Annotated in this window: 16 protein-coding genes; 6 read left to right on the top strand and 10 right to left on the bottom strand. The window is 34.3% G+C overall.

Annotation, left to right across the window (positions count from 1 at the left end):
* Position 1 precedes the first annotated feature (1 nt).
* Positions 2-1,168, bottom strand: a complete 1,167-nt coding sequence (locus tag CLV90_RS08230) for a glycosyltransferase (protein ID WP_133686978.1) — start codon at positions 1,166-1,168, stop codon at positions 2-4.
* Between the two features lie 288 nt (positions 1,169-1,456).
* On the opposite strand from CLV90_RS08230, the gene CLV90_RS08225 reads away from it, so the two are divergent.
* From CLV90_RS08225 to CLV90_RS08215, 3 genes are read left to right on the top strand one after another with little or no spacing between them, the layout of a single operon-like run.
* Positions 1,457-4,546 carry a hypothetical protein gene (locus CLV90_RS08225; RefSeq protein WP_133686977.1) on the top strand — a complete coding sequence of 1,030 codons (3,090 nt, stop codon included), beginning with the start codon at positions 1,457-1,459 and terminating at the stop codon, positions 4,544-4,546.
* Between the two features lies 1 nt (position 4,547).
* Positions 4,548-5,795 carry a hypothetical protein gene (locus tag CLV90_RS08220; protein WP_133686976.1) on the top strand — a complete coding sequence of 416 codons (1,248 nt, stop codon included), beginning with the start codon at positions 4,548-4,550 and terminating at the stop codon, positions 5,793-5,795.
* The gene (locus CLV90_RS08215) at positions 5,776-7,314 is read left to right on the top strand and encodes a cellulase family glycosylhydrolase (protein WP_133686975.1); all 1,539 of its coding nucleotides are present in this window, start codon (positions 5,776-5,778) and stop codon (positions 7,312-7,314) included. The genes CLV90_RS08220 and CLV90_RS08215 overlap by 20 nt, the downstream gene beginning before the upstream one ends.
* A gap of 106 nt (positions 7,315-7,420) precedes the next feature.
* On the opposite strand, the gene CLV90_RS08210 is transcribed toward CLV90_RS08215, so the two are convergent.
* The 5 genes from CLV90_RS08210 to CLV90_RS08190 form a co-directional block, all read right to left on the bottom strand.
* Entirely contained in the window at positions 7,421-8,650 is a 1,230-nt protein-coding gene (locus tag CLV90_RS08210; protein WP_133686974.1) for a glycosyltransferase, read from the bottom strand.
* A 49-nt stretch (positions 8,651-8,699) separates the two neighbouring features.
* Positions 8,700-9,971: an MATE family efflux transporter gene (locus CLV90_RS08205; RefSeq protein ID WP_133686973.1), complete on the bottom strand. Its 1,272-nt coding sequence runs from the start codon at positions 9,969-9,971 to the stop codon at positions 8,700-8,702.
* Between the two features lie 38 nt (positions 9,972-10,009).
* Positions 10,010-11,149 carry a response regulator gene (locus CLV90_RS08200; protein WP_133686972.1) on the bottom strand — a complete coding sequence of 380 codons (1,140 nt, stop codon included), beginning with the start codon at positions 11,147-11,149 and terminating at the stop codon, positions 10,010-10,012.
* A gap of 282 nt (positions 11,150-11,431) precedes the next feature.
* Positions 11,432-12,661, bottom strand: coding sequence for a glycosyltransferase (locus CLV90_RS08195; RefSeq protein WP_133686971.1), 1,230 nt, complete (start codon positions 12,659-12,661; stop codon positions 11,432-11,434).
* A gap of 259 nt (positions 12,662-12,920) precedes the next feature.
* Positions 12,921-14,168, bottom strand: coding sequence for an oligosaccharide flippase family protein (locus CLV90_RS08190; RefSeq protein WP_133686970.1), 1,248 nt, complete (start codon positions 14,166-14,168; stop codon positions 12,921-12,923).
* 225 nt (positions 14,169-14,393) lie between these two features.
* On the opposite strand from CLV90_RS08190, the gene CLV90_RS08185 reads away from it, so the two are divergent.
* From CLV90_RS08185 to CLV90_RS08175, 3 genes are all read left to right on the top strand, one after another.
* Positions 14,394-16,457: a tetratricopeptide repeat protein gene (locus CLV90_RS08185; RefSeq protein ID WP_133686969.1), complete on the top strand. Its 2,064-nt coding sequence runs from the start codon at positions 14,394-14,396 to the stop codon at positions 16,455-16,457.
* Positions 16,458-16,720: 263 nt separating this feature from the next.
* Entirely contained in the window at positions 16,721-18,493 is a 1,773-nt protein-coding gene (locus CLV90_RS08180) for a sensor histidine kinase (protein ID WP_166638547.1), read from the top strand.
* Positions 18,490-18,903 (top strand): response regulator, encoded by a 414-nt coding sequence (locus CLV90_RS08175; protein WP_133686967.1) that lies wholly within the window; start codon positions 18,490-18,492, stop codon positions 18,901-18,903. The genes CLV90_RS08180 and CLV90_RS08175 overlap by 4 nt, the downstream gene beginning before the upstream one ends.
* A 16-nt stretch (positions 18,904-18,919) precedes the next feature.
* Here CLV90_RS08175 and CLV90_RS08170 read toward each other — a convergent pair whose 3' ends face one another.
* From CLV90_RS08170 to CLV90_RS08155, 4 genes are read right to left on the bottom strand one after another with little or no spacing between them, the layout of a single operon-like run.
* Positions 18,920-19,630, bottom strand: coding sequence for a LytR/AlgR family response regulator transcription factor (locus CLV90_RS08170; protein ID WP_133686966.1), 711 nt, complete (start codon positions 19,628-19,630; stop codon positions 18,920-18,922).
* A complete protein-coding gene (locus CLV90_RS08165; protein ID WP_133686965.1) occupies positions 19,631-19,951 on the bottom strand; it encodes an Hpt domain-containing protein in 321 nt (106 codons plus the stop codon).
* Positions 19,948-21,012 (bottom strand): sensor histidine kinase, encoded by a 1,065-nt coding sequence (locus CLV90_RS08160; RefSeq protein WP_133686964.1) that lies wholly within the window; start codon positions 21,010-21,012, stop codon positions 19,948-19,950. Before CLV90_RS08160 ends, CLV90_RS08165 begins: the two co-directional genes overlap by 4 nt.
* Positions 21,012-22,142, bottom strand: coding sequence for an FIST signal transduction protein (locus tag CLV90_RS08155; protein ID WP_133686963.1), 1,131 nt, complete (start codon positions 22,140-22,142; stop codon positions 21,012-21,014). The genes CLV90_RS08160 and CLV90_RS08155 overlap by 1 nt, the downstream gene beginning before the upstream one ends.
* Positions 22,143-22,146 lie beyond the last annotated feature (4 nt).

The following is a 22,146-nucleotide window of genomic DNA, read 5'->3' as shown; positions in this document are numbered from 1 at the left end:
ATTATCTATAATGAACAGCAATTTGCGCTAGTTGACCTACAATTTTAACGGAGTCTTTCATAGACAGTTTAGAACCATCGGCATGTATCCATCTTTTTAAAGGCTGTTCACAAATCATGCTTTTGACTTCTGTTTTACCAAAGTACTTTTTCATTCTCATGAATAGCTCTACATCGAACAACCATTTGGTAACGAATTTCTTATTAAACATTTTAGAGGCAATCTCGCGATCCATCACCTTTGCACCACATTGGGTATCTTTAAAAGGCATGCCTAAAATAGTTTGTATGATTAAGTTGATCGACATACTAATAACCTTACGGGCAGATTCTTTTGTAATGTTGGCGCCCATTCTTGCAATGCGAGAACCACTTACTATTTTAAAATCTGAGCTCTCGATAGTTTTAACCAAATCATCAAAATCTCTAAAATCTGTCGATAGATCGGCATCTAAAAATCCTATATAATCTAACTGTTGATCTTTTACAAGATGTAGAATCCCTTGCCTTACAGCTTCGGCCTTACCGCCATTTTGCTTGCAATTGTAAATACTTATGTTATCGGGATTATCTTTTTTTAATTTCTGAAGAACAGCTAATGTATTATCTGTACTACCATCATTTACAAAGCACAAATGATACCCAAGATTTTTATGTGCAAACTCTTTAAATTCTTCACTTAAAAGTCGCTCTTCTTCATTATAACAAGGTATAACGACACCAACACAATTCTTCTGTAGAATACGTGTATCAGATTTTTTAGCAGTAATTACGCCCTTATTTGCAGGTGCACCGATTATTCTTTTTACTCTTGCAGCCATTTCGTCAAGACTTACCGGTTTCTTCAAATAATCGTTCACCCCTAAAGCAAAATTTTCCATTATTAATTGCTCATCTGTGTTACCCGACATTACCAAGATAGGTGTATCATTTTTCATAAATACACGAATATATTTTACCACTTCGGTACCGGTACACGAAACCAATTCAGCCCCAGACATCTCTGGCATATTCATGTCGAGTAAAACCAGATCGGGTTTAAATGAGTTGAATAACTGTATACCAGATTCAATAGAATTGGCAGTTTGTACTTCATATCCTATTTCAGACAATCGTTTTTCAACAGAAAGTAGAATAAGTTTTTGGTCGTCTATGGCTAGAATTTTCATGCGTTTGGTTTTGGTTATATATAGTTTACGATTACAAATTTACTTGCCAAGCCGCAAGATTTTGAACTAACTAAGTTGGTTAACTGTTTACTGTAGACGAGTGGTTTATTAAAATAGATAATGGCATTTTTTTATAACTGATACCCTTATCATTTTTTACGATTTAATATTAACGGAACTGTTTATTGTAGGTATTCTATTATTAAAATTTCAACTAATCGCTTTTTAATGTAATGATCATCTCATATATTTAATACCTTTATATAGAATTTGATTCTAATTTAACCTTTGGAGAAAAAAACCAATACCCTCTTAATATTAGCTTTGATCGTAGGGCTAGCTTTTCATGGTTCTGCTATTTTCTTTACATTAGAATCTACCTACGATGCATTAATCCATTTATTTTTCGCCGATCATTATGCCAATAGTTGGTTTGATCCGTGGGAATATCGCTGGTATACAGGTTTTACGGTACAGTCTTATCCGCCGTTAGTACATCAGCTTATTGGCATTCTCTCATACATTGGCGGCTTAAAATTCGGTATGTATACCGTTGCATTAATAGCCATAGTGCTCTTCATTACCGGTGCATATCGGTATACGTTGTTAATGACGGGTAGTCGCAGAATAGCGGGTTATGGGGCTGTTATGGCTGTTTTCTCATCGACATTTGTAGAAACCTTACATATTTTCGGACAGTTACCTAGTATATCGGCATTATCGATTTTACTGCATTCTATGACCGAAATATACCTCTGGATCAAAACTGGTAAAACACGGTATTTTATTACATCGGCGACTATGCTAGCCGTTACGGTAACCTCGCACCATGTTACTCCGCTTTTTGGCATGGTTTTTTTTATCGCTCCCTTAATGGGTATGGCGGTAATGGATGCTGCTAGAGAAAAAGTAGAATCATACAAAGCGCTTACATTTAAAGTATTCTGGAGCACCACTATGCAACACTTTTGGCGCATAGCCAAGTTTGGGGGTACTGCAATATTTTTACTCGTTTTCTGTATTTTCCCTTATTGGTACAACTCTAAAAGAAACCCTATTACCCAAGTAGCCATACCTCATGGATCACGAGATAATTTCTTGGAAATAACTTCATCCGGACTCGTTTTCTTCATAATTCCGTGGGGCGTATTTCTATTTATTCTGCCCTATTTCTTTTACAGATATTTTAGTAAGAGGTATGTGTTCTTCGGATTATCATTTGCACTTTTAACCATCTTAGGAACCGGTGGCACCACCCCTATTCCGCGGATGATGTTGGGTGAAATGGCTTTTAATATTCTTACCTTGGATAGGTTTACCTTATGGGCAACCATTATGGCACTCCCCATATTCGCAGAGTTTGCCTACCGGATGGTTGAAGGCGATTTAAAAATCTTAATTCAAGAAAGATTCGGCGGAGTTTACCATAGAGTTTTAGGGGGATTGATAGCTGGCGGTATGCTATTTATGGTTCTATTTACCATGACCTTGGGCTATTTTAGACCCTCGCAGCCAGCTAAAATAAAGATGCTACCCATTGTCAACTTTTTAGGAGCAGATTCGCATGATTCTTGGCGGTATTTACCGTTAGGTTTTGGGGATCAAATGGCTTGGCTTTCTGCACAAACGGGTGCAATGACCGTTGATGGTAATTACCACTCTGCAAGGCGATTACCCGAATTGACCACCAGAGCGATAGAACGAATAGAAAACTCCAAATTTAGGGGTGTTGAGGGTATTGGATCCTTACAACAGTTCTTGACCGTACCCGAAAAATATAATTTAAAGTACATTTTCTCTAACGATAAATTCTACGACCCCATTCTCTACTATTGTGGTTGGCAACGACTGCAGCAATTAGAAAACGGAATTATGGTTTGGGAAAAGCTGAATGTGGCACCCATACCACAAATAATGCCCAAGCAAGATGTACCTACCATTATGAAAATTATGTGGGGTATCATTCCGCTATCGACAGTACTGATAGCCATTTTCGTAAATATTCAGATGATTTGGGTACGGCTTTTAAAGTCTAAAAAAGTACCGGTGCATTCTTTTATGAAATTAGAACTGCCGTATAATAAATTCCCATCAAAACTATTAACCTTCTCACATTGGTGGGCTTTGCTCGTGCTAATTTGTATGGGCTATGGCATGTACATATTTTACGTAAAAAATGTCACGCAATTATCACCCAACAATGTCGTAGAATCTTATTATGACGCCTTAGATTTTAAAGAATTTTCTAGAGCACATTCATATATAGATCCAGAACAAAATATAGACATTGCGCAGTATATGCTAGAAGTATCAGTAACCGACGGAATTTTAAGTTCGTATGCAAAACTAGATTCTTTGGGCATAGAAATTTACGATGAAACCGAAAATAGCGCAAAAGCGAAGGTCTCAACTAGGTGGATTACCCCATTAGAAAATGTGTTCAATAATGACCACCACGAACTGGTAAAACGAAAAAACAAGTGGTATTTAAAATCATTAAAAGTTGATAATGACATTCCACCAGATCAACTTTTTACAGCTAATGGCACGACCTACTACAACCACGGTAGACGAAAAATTACGACTCAAGAAACCTATCATGAAGATGTTTTAAAACAACCCGTTCTAGAAATTTTATCAGCTAAACTGGTTAAATACAAAGGTCAATATAGCATTATAGGTGAGCTGCAGAATGTCGACAATACGCCCGCAGATATTGTCATTAAAGCAACCTTGTATAATGACGATAATAAGGAATTGGCGAATTTCAACGCCAAGCATCAAATTAAGCATAAGCTGATGCCGAAAGAAACGACAACGTTCAAAATTAACTTTGAAGGTATTGCGTGGTCATCTACCAAAGACACCCTACCACCAACTTTTAATCCAGACGAGTTTACTCCTGTTAGTTTCGAAGAACAGCCTACTAAATTTAACTTGCAATCTGCAGGTAATACTGCCAATACTGATTTGTATAAGCATGTGGCATTACAAGATTTGGTATACACAGAGCAAGGTTTTAATGGCGTTTTGTTTAATTCGGGTGTGCAAGAAGTAACTATACCGCAACTTATAATCTCGTATTATGATGCAGAGGGCAAGTTACTTTGGGTAGATCATAAGTTTGTAACCGAAGGGGTGCGAATACAGCGTAAACAGTTTTTCAATTACAAACCCCTAGACCTTGATAGTTTAACTGTTGTCAGTAGTAGTTTAGAAAATTGCTTTGTAAACGGTTCGCCTAATAAAGCCATAGCCGATAAATTATTCCCCAATAGAAAATTGGAACATGGTATGCAGCAGGCACAGCCTTTTAAAGGAAAAGGATATGAGTACATAAAGTTTGAGATTAACAGTTATATCGGTAATCCTAAATAGTATGCGTATTAAAATTTTAATGATTTTAAGTCTTGTACTACTTGGTTGTTCTAGTAAAGAGAAAGAACAACCAAAGGAAACGAACACCCCAAATACTACCTTTATTACAGCAACGAATACAAGTGTAGCAGGCGAGGCCATTACCCTAGCTTTCAACACAGATGTGCCAACTGCCAATTTTAAACTACAAGTAAAAAATGCCTATGGTAATGTGCTATTGAATCCTGATGATACAAGTGCTGAAAACATCACTTTTAACGTCCCTACAAACTTTACCAGAATTGCTGGTCCGTTTCGATGGAAGCTGTTATTAAATGGCAAAACCTTACACAATGGCACTCATGAAATTGCAACGAACGCACCTAAAGCTACGTATGTAGAATCATATTTTGGACCACGTAGTGTTACCGCAGGCAGAAATGATTTCTCTATGCTGACTATATCACCCACAGATGCCTATGACAACCCCTTAGATGATGGTACCGAAGTAACGGTTAAATATCAATTTTTAGAGAATATCGACGAGCTAAAAATAACGACGGAAAGCTTTATAGCCTGGTACAATGTGGCATCAACCTTAAAATCGGGGAGAATATTAGTAACATCAGAATGTAACGGCACCACTTCAAAAGAACTGGCAACAATTGTTTATCCTGCGAATGCAGTCAACTTCAACATCAGTAGTTCTAGTGCGCACAACTTTGCAGATGGTAACCAAATTGTAACGTTCACATCAGATATTATAAAAGATGAGTTTGGTAATATGGTCACCAATGGCACCTTGGTAACCTTTGTTATCAAAAATGAAAACGACTCTTACTTATATACTATTGGTACTACTATAAATGGTATTGCAGAGGCGAAAACACTGCATCCAGATAAAGCCTCTTCATGGGAAATTCAGGCATTTGTAACTGGTGCCGCAGAAAGTAATACAACAATATTTGAGTTTAAAGCTGCGATAAAAGACTACCCTGTTCATTTCTCACAAGGAAATAGAAATATAGATATTGGTCCGTTCGAGAGTTTTATGAAACAACTTATTCCTGACGGACTCCTATTACAACTAGAAATTTATGATACAGAAGGTAATTTTATAGAATCCAAGATAACGACCACCAAAAACGGAGTTTGTAATATTTTCTTAGGCGAGTATTTTTTACCAGATGGTGATTATGTATTCAAAATAACGGCAGCAGGTATCACAAAAGAATTTACAAAAAGTATACATGGCGATACAGTTAAATAAAACATTATACAGAACCGTATTGATAGTCACCTTTTTGGCTATTAACGGACTTATTCTATACGGAATAGGAGCTGCATGGGCATTTATGAACACCGGTGCAGATAAAACCTCTATGTTGCATTTAGAAGTACCAATGGAAGATGTGTATAAACCTCATCTAGAATGGTCAAATTTAGATAACCCAGGGCGACCAATGGAAGAGCAAGCATTGGGCGAAATTACCAACGATTACATGAACGCATGGCACGTTCGTAATATCGCATTTAAGAAAAATGACCGTTACGGTATTGAAGATTTTTACACCGATAGCGCAAGAGCCAGACTTTACGATAATATTGACCTCAATAAAAAAAATAATCACTGGTACAAGCGCACCACCTTAAACCATAAATCTGCTTTAGATTTTTATACGGCAGATGGTACCATGGTCGTCTTTAAAGATTATAATGTTGAAGAATATCAAGAAACGTACGAAGGTGAAACACTTATTCTAAAAGAAAAAGATACGACCAGCTACCAAGTCATGATGCTCTTAGAAGACGGATTTTGGCGTATTAGACACTTAAAAGAAATACCTACTCCCGCAGATACAGTTGAAGTAATTGAGCGAAACATAGCACCAAAACTTGAAAAAATAAAGAATCAGAAAGGGATTAATTACTACCCTAAAGATTCCCCTTGGGATACTTTTGGTAAAAGATTCAATGATACTATTATCGACCAAGATTTTCAGATCATTCAAGATATGGGTTTAAATACCATACGTGTATTTATACAATATGAAGATTTTGGAAAAAATAGGGTCGATGCTAAAAAACTTGCGCTATTAAATAAGCTCTTAGACAAGGCTCAAGACCACAAATTAGATGTTCTGATCACTTTATTTGATTTTTATGGGGACTACGATATTTCTAACTGGACACTTACCCACCGACATGCAGAAGCGATTGTAAACTCCGTTAAAGACCACCCTGCCCTATTAGGTTGGGATATAAAAAATGAACCCGACCTAGATTTTGATTCTCGAGGAGAGAATACTGTTATTCAATGGTTGAATCAAATGATTTTAGAAATCAGAAAATGGGATAAAAAGAACCCAATAACTATTGGTTGGTCTACCCCAGAGGCGGCATTGAACCTATCAAAAGAAGTAGATTTTATTTCTTTTCATTATTATAAAAAACCGCAATACTTTATAGAATCATATAAGATATTAAAATATTTAACACCCAATAAGCCCATTGTTTTACAGGAATATGGCGATTCTTCTTATGATGGTATGTGGAGCCTATTTTCAGGTTCTAACGAAAAACAAGCGGCTTATTATAAAGAAATGCAAGGCTATTTAAAAAAGGAGGATATTCCCTATTTATTTTGGACGCTGTATGACTTTGAAAAAGTACCTAGTTCAGTTGCAGGTAGCCTACCCTGGAAAACCAAAAAACAACATTTCTTTGGTTGTTTAGATTCTTTAGGGAATAAAAAACCATCCTACTTTGAACTGGCAATTAAAAAGTAAAAACTATTTTCCTACATTATCTAATACAATTATAGGTTTCAAAAAATGAAGCATAAAAAAAGGCTGGTTACCACACCAGCCTTCAAAATACTAACCATATCGATTCTCAATGAACCAATTTCTTCTCGATAGTTGATATATCAATATTGAAACCGGTTTCTTTCGATTTCTGGATTGCCTTAAAGTAGTCTATATACATTTGAGTAATTGCAGACATTGGTAATGAACATGCAGCTTTATAATTTTGTTTCGCCAATTGAATTCTATAAGCATCGTCGGTAATAATTTTCTCAATGGCATTTGCCAAAGAGGAAGTATCATGAGCATCAAAAAATTCGCCTACATAACCTTCTTCCTTAACCAATACACTTAAGTCACCCAAATCTGGTAAAGCAACAGCGTTACCATAACTACCGGCTTGGTGCAATACACCAGAACTACCCGTTGTAGAAGTATAAGGGAAAACCGTTACTGCGCTGTCTCCGAATATTTTCGGCACATCTTCTTCTGCCACATAACCGGTGTACCTTATCTGAGGCACGTGGCTATATTTTTGTTTCATTTCTTCTAAATATCCAGGTGTATTTGGACTATCTGTACCTGCAATAACGATTTCTATATCTTCATTGGTTCGAGCTCTAATTTCTTCTACCGCCTCTATAAGTATTTCTACTTTTTTGTACGTACCAAACTTACCAAAAGCCATTACCTGTTTTGGACCAGCCGGAAGTTTAAAATCTGGCTCTGGCGGAGTTTCAAATGCGCCATGCGGAATTAAAGCTACATTCTTAACCTTGTACTTATCTTCAAGCGTAGTCACATATTTACTAATAGTAACCGCAAGTATATCTGACGCCAATACAAACTTGGTCAACGTGGTACCTATAAAATTATAGATACTTTGTAACAGCTTATTTTTAGTAAAACCTGCATTTTCTAAATCGACCTGTTCTAAAATATTATGCAAAAGTGAAATAGTTGGTATACCCTTAGACTTGCAAATAAATGGAAGCATTAGCCCTAGTGCGGCCGGTATTTTCTTATCTCCGAACTTTAAAAACTGAAGATTGAACAATACAGCATCTGGCTTGGTTCGAGAAATAGTCTTGCTAATACTGAAGATATTGCTGTAGCTATTAAAACTCCAACATTCTTTTACCGTAATCTTACAGCCGCTCTCTTCAAAGTTTAAATCTTTAGGTTCGTCTGTTCGATCGGTGATCAGAATTAATTCGGTAACTTCTTCTTGAAGTCTAAAGTGTTTTACCAAGTAATAACCGTACTCTGTTAAGGTTACTTTACTAGGCGGATAGGCGGTTACGATTGCTAATTTCATTTGAAATAAATTTTAGTATACAGGGTTATTTTGTGTTGGCATAGTCGTGCTAAACCAAATTATTTTGTTTTTTTAAGGCTGATGAATCCTTTTTATTTTTGATAATGAAAAATAATAATTGTGCTACCAATAGTATGACCATGGCAATAATTTGCATGTGAACTACGGTTTCAAGATTATCATGATAAAGCATAATGAGTGCCACTTGAGAAAAGCCTAACAATCCTGATAATATGACAGGTGAATATTGATTTAACGACAAAAAGTAATATGCAAAAATATTAGAGACTGCGAATAGCGATGTCGCCAAAGCATACTTCCAAAGTAAATGTGCAATAGATAAATACGCATCACCGAACATTAACGTAATAATCAAATTCGGAAATAGAAAGCACACAAAAACTATAAAGGTAGATAAGCCACCAATAAAGAATACATACTTAAAAAGAACCGGAGCCGTTGGCTCACCATCTTTTTGTTTTTGAATGACGGTTGGCATTAAAAGCATTACGAACATCCAAGCAACAAAGTACACTACCCTACCGATCAATGCCAATGATGAATACAAGCCAGCCTGTTTATCATCGAAATAATGTTTGACCAATAAAATATCGCTATTGTTTATAATAATTTGCGTAAGTTCATAACCAGCCGTAAGACCAATAAAAATCCAGACTTGTTTTAATTCTACTGCAGCTAATTTATCCTTAGAAAAAACTTGAACACCTTTAAAATCTGACGGAAAAAGTCCGAATACAAAAGAAAGTGCAATACCTGCTGCAATTAAAATTCCCGGTTCAAAGGGCACCAATAACAATAGGGCAAATGTAATCAATAGCCTACTCCACATTTCTGTCTGGTAGGTACCGGCTAATTTACCGAAGTCATGCTTACCTTGAAATCTACCCCTGTTTACACTCATAACAAAGTACAAGGGTATGGCAACAGCGAATATCATGAACATGTAATGGTTCTGCGTATTAAAGAGTGCTTGTAAATTTTTAGAAAAAATGAGTACAAGAATACCCGTCAATACACCGAATACCAATGCATATCTATACATTGTATTCTTAAAAGCGATCCATGTATAATCTGTGAATAATACAGCAAATTTTGTGGTTGCCAATTGAAAAGTCATACCAACAAAAGACAACACTAAAAGCAATGTCACTAAAAGTGCGGCATCGGCAAAAGCCTCAGGACCAAGTAATCTACCTAATAGTAAATTGTATAAATAGTTACCACCATTTACCAGCAAAGCACTGCCCATAAACAAATGTTTTGGGGAAATGCGCTTTAAAGCCAATTTAATTGCTGTCATGATTTTGATAGGGTTTTCGGGGGTTTGGTAGTATTAATTTATCTGTAGACGAAAGCGATTTTTGCCAACTGACCAACAATCTTTACAGAATCTTTCATGGATAGTTTAGAACCATCGGCATGTATCCATCTTTTTAATGGCTGCTCACAAATAAGTTTTTTGGCTTCTGTTTTACCATAATATTTTCTCATTCGAATAAACATTTCAACATCGAACAACCATTTGGTAATAAAAGGTTTGCTAAAAAGTAAAGGAACTACTGAGCGATCCATAACTTTTGCTCCACATTGCGTATCATTAAACGGCATTCTTAAAATGGTTCTAATGATAAGATTAATAGTCATACTAATTATCTTACGAGCAGATTCTTTAGTAATATCTGCACCCATTCTACTCATTCTAGAACCACTAACAATTTTAAATTCAGAGTTGTCTAAGGTTTCGACTAAATCGTCAAAATCTCTGAAATCGGTAGAGAGATCGGCATCTAAAAATCCGATATAATCTAATTGAGGATCTTTTGCCATGTGTAGCATACCCAAGCGAACCGCTTCTGCCTTACCTCCATTTTTCTCACAATCGTATATACTAATATTACTTTCGTTGCCTTTTCTTAGTTCTTCTAAAACTTCTAAAGTTTTATCTGTACTACCATCGTTTACAAAACAAAGATGGTAACCAAGGTTACTGTGTGCAAAATCTCTGAACTCTTTACCTAAAAGACGTTCTTCTTCATTATAACAAGGTATAACGACCCCCACACAATTTTTTTGAAGCATTCTTGCACTACTAGACTCTTGCGGGTTCAATTCTACAACTGGTGCGCCGATCAACCTTTTAATACGAGCCGCCATTTCAGACAAACTCACAGGTTTCTTCATATAATCGTCAATACCTAAAGTAAAGCCATCTGTAATAATGGTTTCATCGGTGTTACCCGACATCACTAATACCGGAGTAGTATTACGCTTGCCTTCTTTAATATGTTTAACAACATCTAAACCAGACATATCTGGCATATTGATATCTACAAGAACTAAGTCTGGTTCAAACGAATCATATACTTCTATTCCTTTTTTACCAGAATCTGCAGTTTTTACATCATAACCTAATTCAGTAAGTCTTTTCTCAACAGACAATAAAATAAGCTGTTGATCATCTATGGTAAGTATTTTCATGGTTTACGTAAGTAAGATTTAACTTACATATAACGCATATTTTCACAAAAATTGTAGTTTTCAAAAAAGAAATTAAAAATTTTATTTTCAGAATAATGACTCTAAACGCCTGGTTCTTACCTAAAAACCAGTATTCGTACTATATTATACCTTAATATATATATTAAATGGTCTTAGTAAAAAGTATATGAAACATGCTAAAAAATATTTTAAAAAAAGTAAAAATAAAAAGGGAATAGCTAACCACACTACCCCCTTTTTCACAAAACCTAACCAAAAACTTTATGCCATTAATTCTTTTTCAACCATGGGTACATCTAAAGTGAACCCTTTATGTTTTGCAACTTGTAATAATTCAAAATATTCTATATACATTTTCGTAATATCTTCCATAGGAAAAGAACACGCTGCTCTATAATTCGCCTTTGCCAAATATGTTCTATAAGAATCATGCATTAAAATATTTTCTATGGCATCTGCCAATGAAGTTGCACTTTCAGGTTCGAAGAACTCTCCTTTATATCCTTCTTCTTTTACCAGTATACTAAGGTCACCTAAATCTGGCAACGCAACCGCTTTACCATAACTACCGGCTAGGTTCAATACACCAGAACTACCTGTTGTAGATGTATATGGGAAAACAACTACAGCGCTTTCACCAAATAGTACGGGTACATCTTCTTCTGCAACATAACCCGTAAAAAGTAGTTGGTTTACATGAGCATATTTCTTTTTCATACTTTCTAAGTACCCAGGTGTATTTGGGCTATCTGTACCTGCAATTACAATTTCAATATCTTCATTGGTACGTTGCCTAATTAACTCGATCGCTTCAATCATAATCTCAACCTTTTTATACGTACCGAACTTACCAAAGGCCATTACTTTTTTCGGTCCGGCAGGTAAACTATAATCTGGTGTTGGCGGAGTTTCAAAAGAGCCATGTGGAATTAAAACCACATTTCTAGATTTATATTTCTTTTCTAATATGGTTTGGTATTTACTAATAGTTACCGCAACAATATCTGAAGCCAATATAAACCTTGTTAATATATTACCTATACCATTATAGACTTTCTGTAGCACTTTATTTGAAGTAATACCAGCGTTATCTAAATCTACTTGTTCTAATATATTATGTAGTAAAGAAATAGTTGGTATACCTTTTAACTTGCACATTAAAGGTAACATTAACCCAAGCGCAGCTGGTATTTTTTTATCTCCGAATTTTAAAAACTGTAAGTTAAAAAGTACAGCATCGGGCTTTGTTTCTGAAATAGCACGATTGATTTTAAAGATATTTTTGTAATCATTAAAATTCCAGCACTCTTTAACCGTTATATTGCATCCGTCTTCATTAAAACTAAGGTCTTTTTCACCTTCTGTCTTATCGGTAATCAAAATTATTTCTGTTACTTCTTTTTGAAGTCTAAAGTGTTTTACCAAGTGATAACCGTATTCGGTCAATGTTACTTTACTTGGTGGATAAGCGGTTACAATTGCAAGTCTCATAGGTTAAGGTTTAAAATACTATTGGGCTATTTCTTCTACAAATATCTAACTATGATGCAGAATTTTAATCTGATTTTAGGTGGATGAAGCGTTACTATAGACGAATGGAAGAAAATACTAGTTAAGCCTTATTTAATTATCATACATCTTTAAAGCAATCCATTACAAACAGAAAAATTTACCCTTTTTACAATATGATAAATAAAAAAGCCCGAAGATGGGGGATTTCCTCGGGCTAGACCCACCTAAAATTAAAGTATTAAGAGGTCTTGTTCAATATGTTATTATGAGCGAAATAAAGTAGCTGTGCTACCAACAATGTAACCATAGCTATAATTTGAACCTGTACCACCATATATAAGGTGCTATGAAAAAAAATGATCATAACAATTTGAGATATACCCAACACGCCAGAGAGTATCACAGGTATATATTTATCTAGTGATAAAAAGTAATAGGCAAATATATTTGAGATTGCAAATAAAGAAGTTGCCAGAGCATATTGCCATAACAACGGTGCCATTGAGGTATAAGCTTCGCCAAACATTAATTGTATTATGAATTCAGGAAAAACGGCACAGCAGAAAACTATAACGACAGCCAATATCCCCACATAACTTATAAACTTTATCAATATGGGTGCGGTTGGCTCGCCATCTTTCTGCTTTTGAACAACTGCAGGTAGCAGCAGCATTACGAACATCCAAGCGACAAAATATACCACTCGCCCAATCATCGCCAAAGAAGCATAGAGTCCCGCTTCTACAGTATCGAAATAATGTTTTACCAAAAGAATATCACTGTTATTAATGATAATTTGGGTGAGTTCATAACAAGCGGTCAGTACTATAAAACTAATTACTTTTCTTTTATTTTCTTTGGATAAGGTAACTTTTGGGGTAATCCTTTTTAGATTGAAATTAGAAGGTATTAATCCGAATAGGAAAGAAACACCAATACCCAACGCCACCAAGAAAGCCGGATTTTTAGGTACAAGCCATAATAAACCTAAGGTCAAAACTAAACGACTCCACATTTCTGTTTGGTAGGTCAATGATAGGTTCTGATAATCTTGTTTACCCTGGTATCTTCCTCGATTAACCGACATAATAAAATACAAAGGCACCGATACTGCAAGGGTTTTGAATAACAGAGAAGATTCTGTATGAAATAGTTCTTGTAAGCTACCAGCAAAGGCAAACAGTAAAATGCCTGTTAATGTACCAAAACCTAAAGCATACTTATATGACAATCGGTTAAAAGCCACCCAGTCATCATTGCTGAACAAGATTGCAAATTTTGCTGTAGCCAATTGAAAAGTCATTCCTAAAAAAGATAACACGAGTAGTAGGGTAATGAGTAACGCAGCCTCACTATATGCTGCCGGACCAAGCAATCTACCCAATATTAGGTTATAGAAATAATTACCTCCATTTACTACGAGTACACTCCCCATAAATAACTTTTCTGGAGACATTTTTTGTAGTACTAGTCTAATTGCTATCATAATCACATTTTTTTTAAGTCTCAACATTGACTTGGTTCTACATCAAATATCATAAAGGTTACCCTTATATTTTAGGGACTTTAGGTCGATGACCATTTACTGTAGACGAGTGACAACTATTGTACTTCCGTTACGGTGAAGTGAATTTTATCTTTACAATATTGAAAAAGACAAATAAATCGCAATAATTACCGTTAGGTATTTGTAGTATTAATCTCACTTTAAATGATTCGTAAAGTAGTATTCCTTATTTTTTTAACCTCATCCTTCTTAAAGGCTCAATCTGATATGACCAAAGGCTTTGGTTTATTAGAGAAAGGTGATTTTCAAGAAGCAGAACTTTTTTTTGGTGAATACCTTAAAACAGATCCTAATAATAAAACCGCATTACTCTGTTACGGGCGTGCAGTTGGGTTAAGTGGCGAACCACAAAAATCAACTGGTTTGTTCGCAGATCTTTTAAAAGATTACCCTGGCGATTTTGAAATTTTAATTAATTACAACGAATCTTATTTATGGGCGAAAGAATATGAACAAGCAAGACCCTTATATGCAGATTTGGTAGAAAAATTTCCGACTAAATTCGGTGCAGTATTAGGGTTTGCCAATACCTTAAGTAATTTAAAAGAATATGAACTGGCATTAAGTTGGGTTGAAAAGGCAATTGAACTAGATCCAGAAAATGCAAGTGCAAAGGTCTCTAGAAAATTTATGCGTTTAGGTTATGCAAGCGAATTTGTAAATAATCAGCAGTACGGTAAAGGAGAGCAAACACTAAAGAAAATTTTTGAAGACTTCCCAGAAGACAAAGATGTTCTTATAAACTTGGCGAACTTATATCTCATTATAAAAGAGGCAGACAAAGCAAAAGATATATATGTTAGATATGCAACTAACCCTAAAGATTCTATTAGAGCTTTAAACGGTATTGCACTGGCAGAACATTTAGATGAAAATGACAAAGAGGCGCTAATTATTGCTAAAGGCGCAACGGTAAAAGTGGATAAAATTGATGATGTACCCCTTACTGAAAACACATACGATCGTTATGTTCAAGCATTAATATGGAATAAAAAGTTTATTTCTGCCCGTAAAAAAATAGATAGCTTAGAAGCTCATTTTCCAAACAGAAATTGGATATATGCTTTAAAAGCCACCTTAGGTTTATATACAGGTGATGCAAAATCTAGTGTTGAAAGTTATGATAGAATTTTAGTTAATGACAGCGCTTCTTTTGACGGTAATTTAGGTAAGGCAAATGCATTATTCGCATCTGACAAAATTTTACCGGCTTACTTTATGGCGAACCAAACGCTAAAATTCTATGAAAATCAAAAAGATGCCAAAGGCTTTATTGAGAAGCTGAATTTAATGCATACACCTACCATTGAAGAGCATGCAGCCTATACTTTTGACAATGGCAATAATGTGGCATTTTTTACCAATACTACCGTTGATGTCCCTTTTAGTACAAAATTTAGAACTACGGTTTCTTACTTTTTTAGAACGACGGAAAATAGTGTTACCGATAATAAAGCAACCTCTAATGTTTTATTGGCAGGCCTACAATACAAAATATTTCCAAAAACGGTGCTAAAGACGGTACTAGGTTTAAACAACTCTAGGTTTTTAGATGATGCATATACACAACCGGTTTTAGATATTAAATTAGACATGCAACCTTTTAAATTGCAAAACTTAACACTTGGGTATCAACGAGAAGTACAGAGTTTTAATGCTGAATTAATAGAGCGTGAAATTGTACAAAACCATTACGGACTTAATTATAACCTTGGTACAAATGTAAATTTTGGTTGGTACACGCAACTAATGCACACACAACAGAGCGATGATAACGTTAGAAACTTATTATTTACTTCTTTATATTATAATGTGCTACGTAAACCTGCATTAAAAATGGGTGTAAACTTTCAGTATATTACTTTTAAAGATCAAGTACCTACCATTTATTTTAGTCCAGAAGTATATAAAGCAGTTGAATTATTTGCAGATGTACGAGGTAACATCTCAGAAAAAACGACCTATATGGCGAGTGCTGCCACAGGTATTCAACAAGTAGAAGATGATGCCAAAACGGCTATTTTTAGAGCTGAAGCCTCTGTACAACGTCAATTTTCTAAACGGTTTAGCTTAAATGTATATGGTAAATATAGTAATATAGCCTCTGCTACGGCAGCCGGATTCGAGTTTACCGAAATAGGGATAAAAGCAAAATGGTTATTCTTAAAAAACCCATTATTTTACAAGAAATTGAACTTAGATAAATAAATTAGTTCAAATATCTTGAACATTTTTATACGTTTTTCTATTGTAAGAAAGTAATACGAAGAACATAACCCATAAGTTCTTAAATTTCAATGGTTTTTAGAATGTAATGACATCACATTTTTCATAAAAAAGTCTCTAGATTACTTAACAAATGTAAGAATTTTACTTATTTTAGCGTAAGGTATTAGAACACTACCTAAAACAAAAATTACAATTGAAAATGAAACTCTAATCGAGGCACTATGTGGAAGAGAGTTTTAAAAATGTTTATTATCCTTTATGTGCCACTTTTTGTGCTTACCCTTTTTTTATATAATTCCCAAAGGGCAGAACTAATTAAAAATATTACGGAGCGTCAGATTAAGGCAAACACGATGAAGAAAGTTTCCTTTGAAGAACAATGCCAATCTTTTTTACGTAATACTAATTATTGGGCTAGTCTAAAATATCCTAAGAATTTTGATCCTTTAGTAGAGCATTCCTCCTTTTTAAGGTCTTATCTAGAACTTATTGAATATATTACTACTTATGATCAATTTCGCTTTATAGATTTAGAAGGAAAAGAATTTTTTAGAGCCGAACGGGTTGGAAACGATTCTATTATAATTAGCGCTTTACAAAATAAATATCACCAACCTTATGTAAAAGCAGGATTACAATTAAAAAGAAATCAAATATATCTTTCTCAAATAAGCTTAAATAGAGAAAATGGGGAAATTGAAATACCATACAAACCAGTTATTAGAATTGTGGCTCCTATTTTTGATAATGAACAAAATCAAATAGGTTTAGTGGTCATTAATTTTAAAATGAAAAATGTTTTGGACCAAATGAAATCCACAGTTGAAGACAAAAATGTTTATTTGTTAGATGAGGATTACAGAATTATAAGTTCAAGTACTATAAAAGAAGATGTGCCCTATGAATCTGGAAATGAAAATAGCACTATAGACGGTATTTTAAAAACTACATTAATAAGCCATAATCGAGACAGCACTTTTGTTGAAAATGATCATATATGGTCGCAGCAATCCATTAATTTAAATGGAGCAACATTTACGTTTGGTTCTAAATCAAACTTACCAAAAGAAATAGTAACCCCATCTAATTGGCTTCTGGCCATGGAAATACCTTCAAGAGTAGTAAAAGCCGAATTACAGCCTGTCTTTGAAAGAATGTTAACCTTCAATATAATTTCAATTATTAGTCTACTAACGCTATGCTATATTTTTCAAAAAAATAGAATTGAAAAAGAACTATTCTATAAAGAATTAGAAAATAAAAACATCTTATTAACAAGAAGTAAAGACAAATTAGAAGAGAATAATGTAATGGTCAATGAAATGAATAATAGCTTAGAAATAAGAAATAAGCAATTAAGTGATTTCAACTATTTAATTTCTCATAACCTTCGCTCGCCAGTTACCAGTATGTCAGTGATTGTTGAGATGATACAGAAAGAAAAAAATCCTGAAAAATTACATCAATTACTACCTAAACTAGATCAAGTAGCTAAAAGTATAACTAACCTGACCGAAGACATAAATGACTATGTAGCTATACTTGATACTAAAGAAATAAAAATAGTTGATATCGATTTAAAAGAATTGATACTTGAGGTTAAAAATGAATTTACAGAAACACTTTTAGATAATACTGGCTTTGAAGTTCAATTAAATTTAGAGGCTTGGAACCATATTTTATATTCTAAGTTCTATTTACAAAGCATTGTTCACAATTTCATTTCTAATGCTATTAAATACAAAAGAGAAAATGTCTCTTCTTACATACAATTTGAATCTGCCATGGAACATAAACAAAAAGTGTTGTATGTTCGAGATAATGGAATAGGATTAAATTTAGAAAGACATGGCGATAATGTCTTTAAATTATATAAACGCTTTCATAGAAATATCTCTGGTAAAGGGATGGGACTTTTTTTGGTGAAATCTCAATTAGAAGCACTTAATGCAACAATAACAATAGATAGTAAAGTAGGAGAAGGAACTACATTTAAATTAATATTCGAAAAATGAACACAAAACCAAACATTTTACTAGTCGATGACGACGAACTGTATTTGTATTTAATGGAAAAAACCATACATCAATTATCGAATGAATTGGTGGTCACCACATTTACAGACGGAGAACAAGCCGTTGAATATATCTCAAAATGTACTGAAGAGAAGGTTGAACTACCTGAGGTTATATTTTTAGATATAAATATGCCATTTTTAGATGGCTGGGGCTTTTTAAACGAATTCAAAAAACTGAAACCTAAAATTATTAATAACATTAATATTTACATGGTCAGCTCATCTATGCGCGATAGCGACGTAAAAAGAGCATCTAGTTTTGAAGAGTTGACAGGGTATGTAGTCAAGCCAGTAAATAAAGATCAATTAGCAGAAATTTTCAAAAAAATTTACCACGAAAATTGGTAGAAATTAGCTTTTAAAATTAAAGCAAATTTAATCGCCTCATTAACTCTGGGCGGTTAGAGCGGCTAATAGGCACAACATTTTTAGCAATAAGCACACTATTATCTTCTATATCAATAATTTTGGTAAAGTTGATAATATACGATCTATGTATTTGCAGAAACAGTTTTTCAGGTAATTTATCTTTTATTTTTTTCAAGGTAGTATGTACTCTATGGTCTTCTTTCTCTGTTTTAACATCGATGTAATCACCTTTGGCTTCAATGACCAAAATTTCGTTGAGTTTTAATTTAATTAACCTTCTGTCAATATTAATATACAAATCTTCACCTTCAGATGAATTTTGTGGTGTTGCTCCTAACGCTTGTGGCTTTTTGACAGAAGTATTCTTAATTTTTTCTATACTTTTTTCAAAACGCTCTAGGGTAATCGGTTTCACCAAGTAATCAACAATACACTCATATTCATAAGCAGCTATTGCAAAATCGGTGTCAGAAGTAGTCATAACTACTTTTGGTGGATCTTTAAGTGTTTGTATAAAATCGACACCACTAAAACCAGCCATGTGAATATCTAGAAAAATTACATCAATATTCTGTTGATTTAAAAACTTGATTGCCGAAATGGCGTTGTCAAATTCTTCAATAACATCAAGCTCGGGTATTTTTGAACAAAGTTGCCTAACAACTAATCTTGCAGTGGCTTCATCATCGATTATAATACAGTTCATTTAAATAGTTTTAATGTATTCTTCAATAGTATCTAATACTTCCACGAATTTAGATTGACTATCGTGCTTTCCGTTCAATAATTCCATTTCATAGGCTACTGCTAGCTTATAAGAATTTTCCATTCCTAAAATATTGAACTTATGCTTTAGCTTATGAACGATTTCGGCAGTTTCTTTTACTCTCGTATTTTTTACATGACCAAAGTACTCTTCTTTTTCCAAAGGAAACTCCATTTTAATGATATCAAGAAACTGATTTCTGAAAGCGATATCGTCACCAGCAAGCTCGTCTACATAATTAAGGTTAGGTTGTTCTATCATGAATTCTTTTTTAATGTGATATAAAACGTAGTACCAACGTTTTCTTCTGATTCTAACCGAACATCGCCTTCATAAAGTACTGCAATTTTCTTCACAATTGCAAGTCCGATGCCGGTAGCATTATTGGCTGTCTCCAGCTTTTTAAACATTTCAAAAATTCCTTTTTGATGTTTTTCTGGTATTCCCTTGCCATTATCAGAAACACTAAATTTCCAATAGGCGTCATCTGGCTCATAACCAACTGATATAACTCCTTTTTCAACATTTTCTGTTGCGGTAACGGCATTGGTAAAAAGGTTCATGAACAACTGCTCTAAACGAGCTCTTTCAAAAACCATTTGCGGTAAGTTATCTGCATACTCAAAAGATATATTTTCAGGAACATAAATAGTTTGTTCAATATCTTTTAAGCTCTCTTCTAAACTAAATGTAACTCTATGTTCTTCAGTTTCGCCCATGGTTGCATGGTTAAGAATGCCTGTAATTAGCTTATCCATCTTAGTAAGGTTCTGCGATACCAATGAGCAATTGTCTTTACTGGTAGCAGAAAACTTTTCTTTCTCATCATCCATTATCCAGTTCATTAACGCATTGATGTTTCTTATGGGCGATTTTAAATCATGCGAAACCATTTGCGCATAGTTGTTTAGAGATTGATTTTGGCTTTCTAAACTCTTTAGAAGTTTGTCTTTTTCTGTAGTCATCTCAGAAACCTTCGTTGCCAAATTACTTATGTATGCGGCTAAATCTTCTGCATTGAAGTCATCTTTAACATTTTCACCGAAAAGTTGTTCTTCACTTAAATTCTCCGTAAGACTACGAATAGTATTTTCTAGGGATACTAGAATTTTTTTTTGCTGGTCAGCTTCTTTTCGTAATTTTTTATTGGCTTCAAATAATTCATCTGAACTTATCGTTGAAGCTCTATGGAGCATAGAAAATTTATCATCATAATTTTCATACGACTTTTCTATAGCATCTAAAAAGGGTACCATTGCAGGATGCGATTCTATATCTTCAGGTAAATATTTTCTAATTTGTCTTTTTAACAGGGAATGCATTATTCGCTAAATAAGGTTAAAGTCATGGTCTGATTGTGCAATTTACAACTATCTTGACCACTAAAAGGTGCCATTTCGCCATAGGAATAAAATCCGCTTATTACCGTACTATCTCCAATTACCGATTTAACTTCTTCGATTTCTTCTTCTGTACGTTGATCCATGACCAACTTTCTGCCAACACAACTAATCAATAATGCAAGTTCTGGAGATTTTATTCTACCACCCATAGCGAGCTCTGCTGCATGAAAAGCTCCATTTGCTATATCATCTACCGAAGACATCATTAATTGCACCCTTGCGCCTTCTGGTATGTCACCTGCAAGTGTCATTGTATTTTCCTTATCGTCTATATTAAGAATTGTTCTTACCAAAGGTTCAGCATCTTCGGTCACCTTAACACTTAACGGGTATAGCAATGCCGACTTTGGCAATTCATTTGCTTTTTCACCTAAATATGTTTTGTAGAGATCTAATGCAGGTTTACCATCTAGCTCGTAAAGTACATTACCCTCAGATTTTGTAATAATACGTTCTGGTCCAAAAGTAGTCCAACCACCATAATTAGAACTGGTGATTTCTAAGGTATCGCCATAAAAACCTATGGCTATAATTTCACCTTCTTTAGGGTTTTCGTTATAAGATGCCAATGTACGTTCAAAACGATCATCATCACCACATAAACCGCCAGATAGTCCAAAAGTTGCATCTTTCAAATTTTCAAGTCCTTCAATAAGAGCACTTCCATTAACGGTACTACCTTCAGATATTACAAATAAATGTTTCAAATTCTCTTTAGGGAATTCTGCTATAAGACTCTCTCCCAATTTTTTATCATCATTTTTAAAATCTGCTACATTATTTCTTTTAACCAGTATGGAACTTTTTTCAAATTCTATAGCAGTTAAAACAACGCATCCGTCTAAAACATTATCATCTATAATTTCACCAGAGGTTGTACCAAAAACAATATGCCCGTTCGGGAACAACTGTTTTACCTCATCATAAATATGTTCACTTTCCAACATATATCTATTACCAAAAACCAACACTAAAGGTTCTTCTAGTTTTTTTGAATCAGTGACTACAAAAGACTCATTAGGCTTCTTTATTGCTTGAACTATTTTCATCCTT

Origin of the sequence: Maribacter spongiicola (assembly GCF_004364165.1) — a bacterium.
Classification (GTDB): Bacteria; Bacteroidota; Bacteroidia; order Flavobacteriales; family Flavobacteriaceae; genus Maribacter; species Maribacter spongiicola.
Note: the sequence above shows the minus strand (reverse complement) of the source record. Positions and strands in the feature narration are given on the sequence as shown.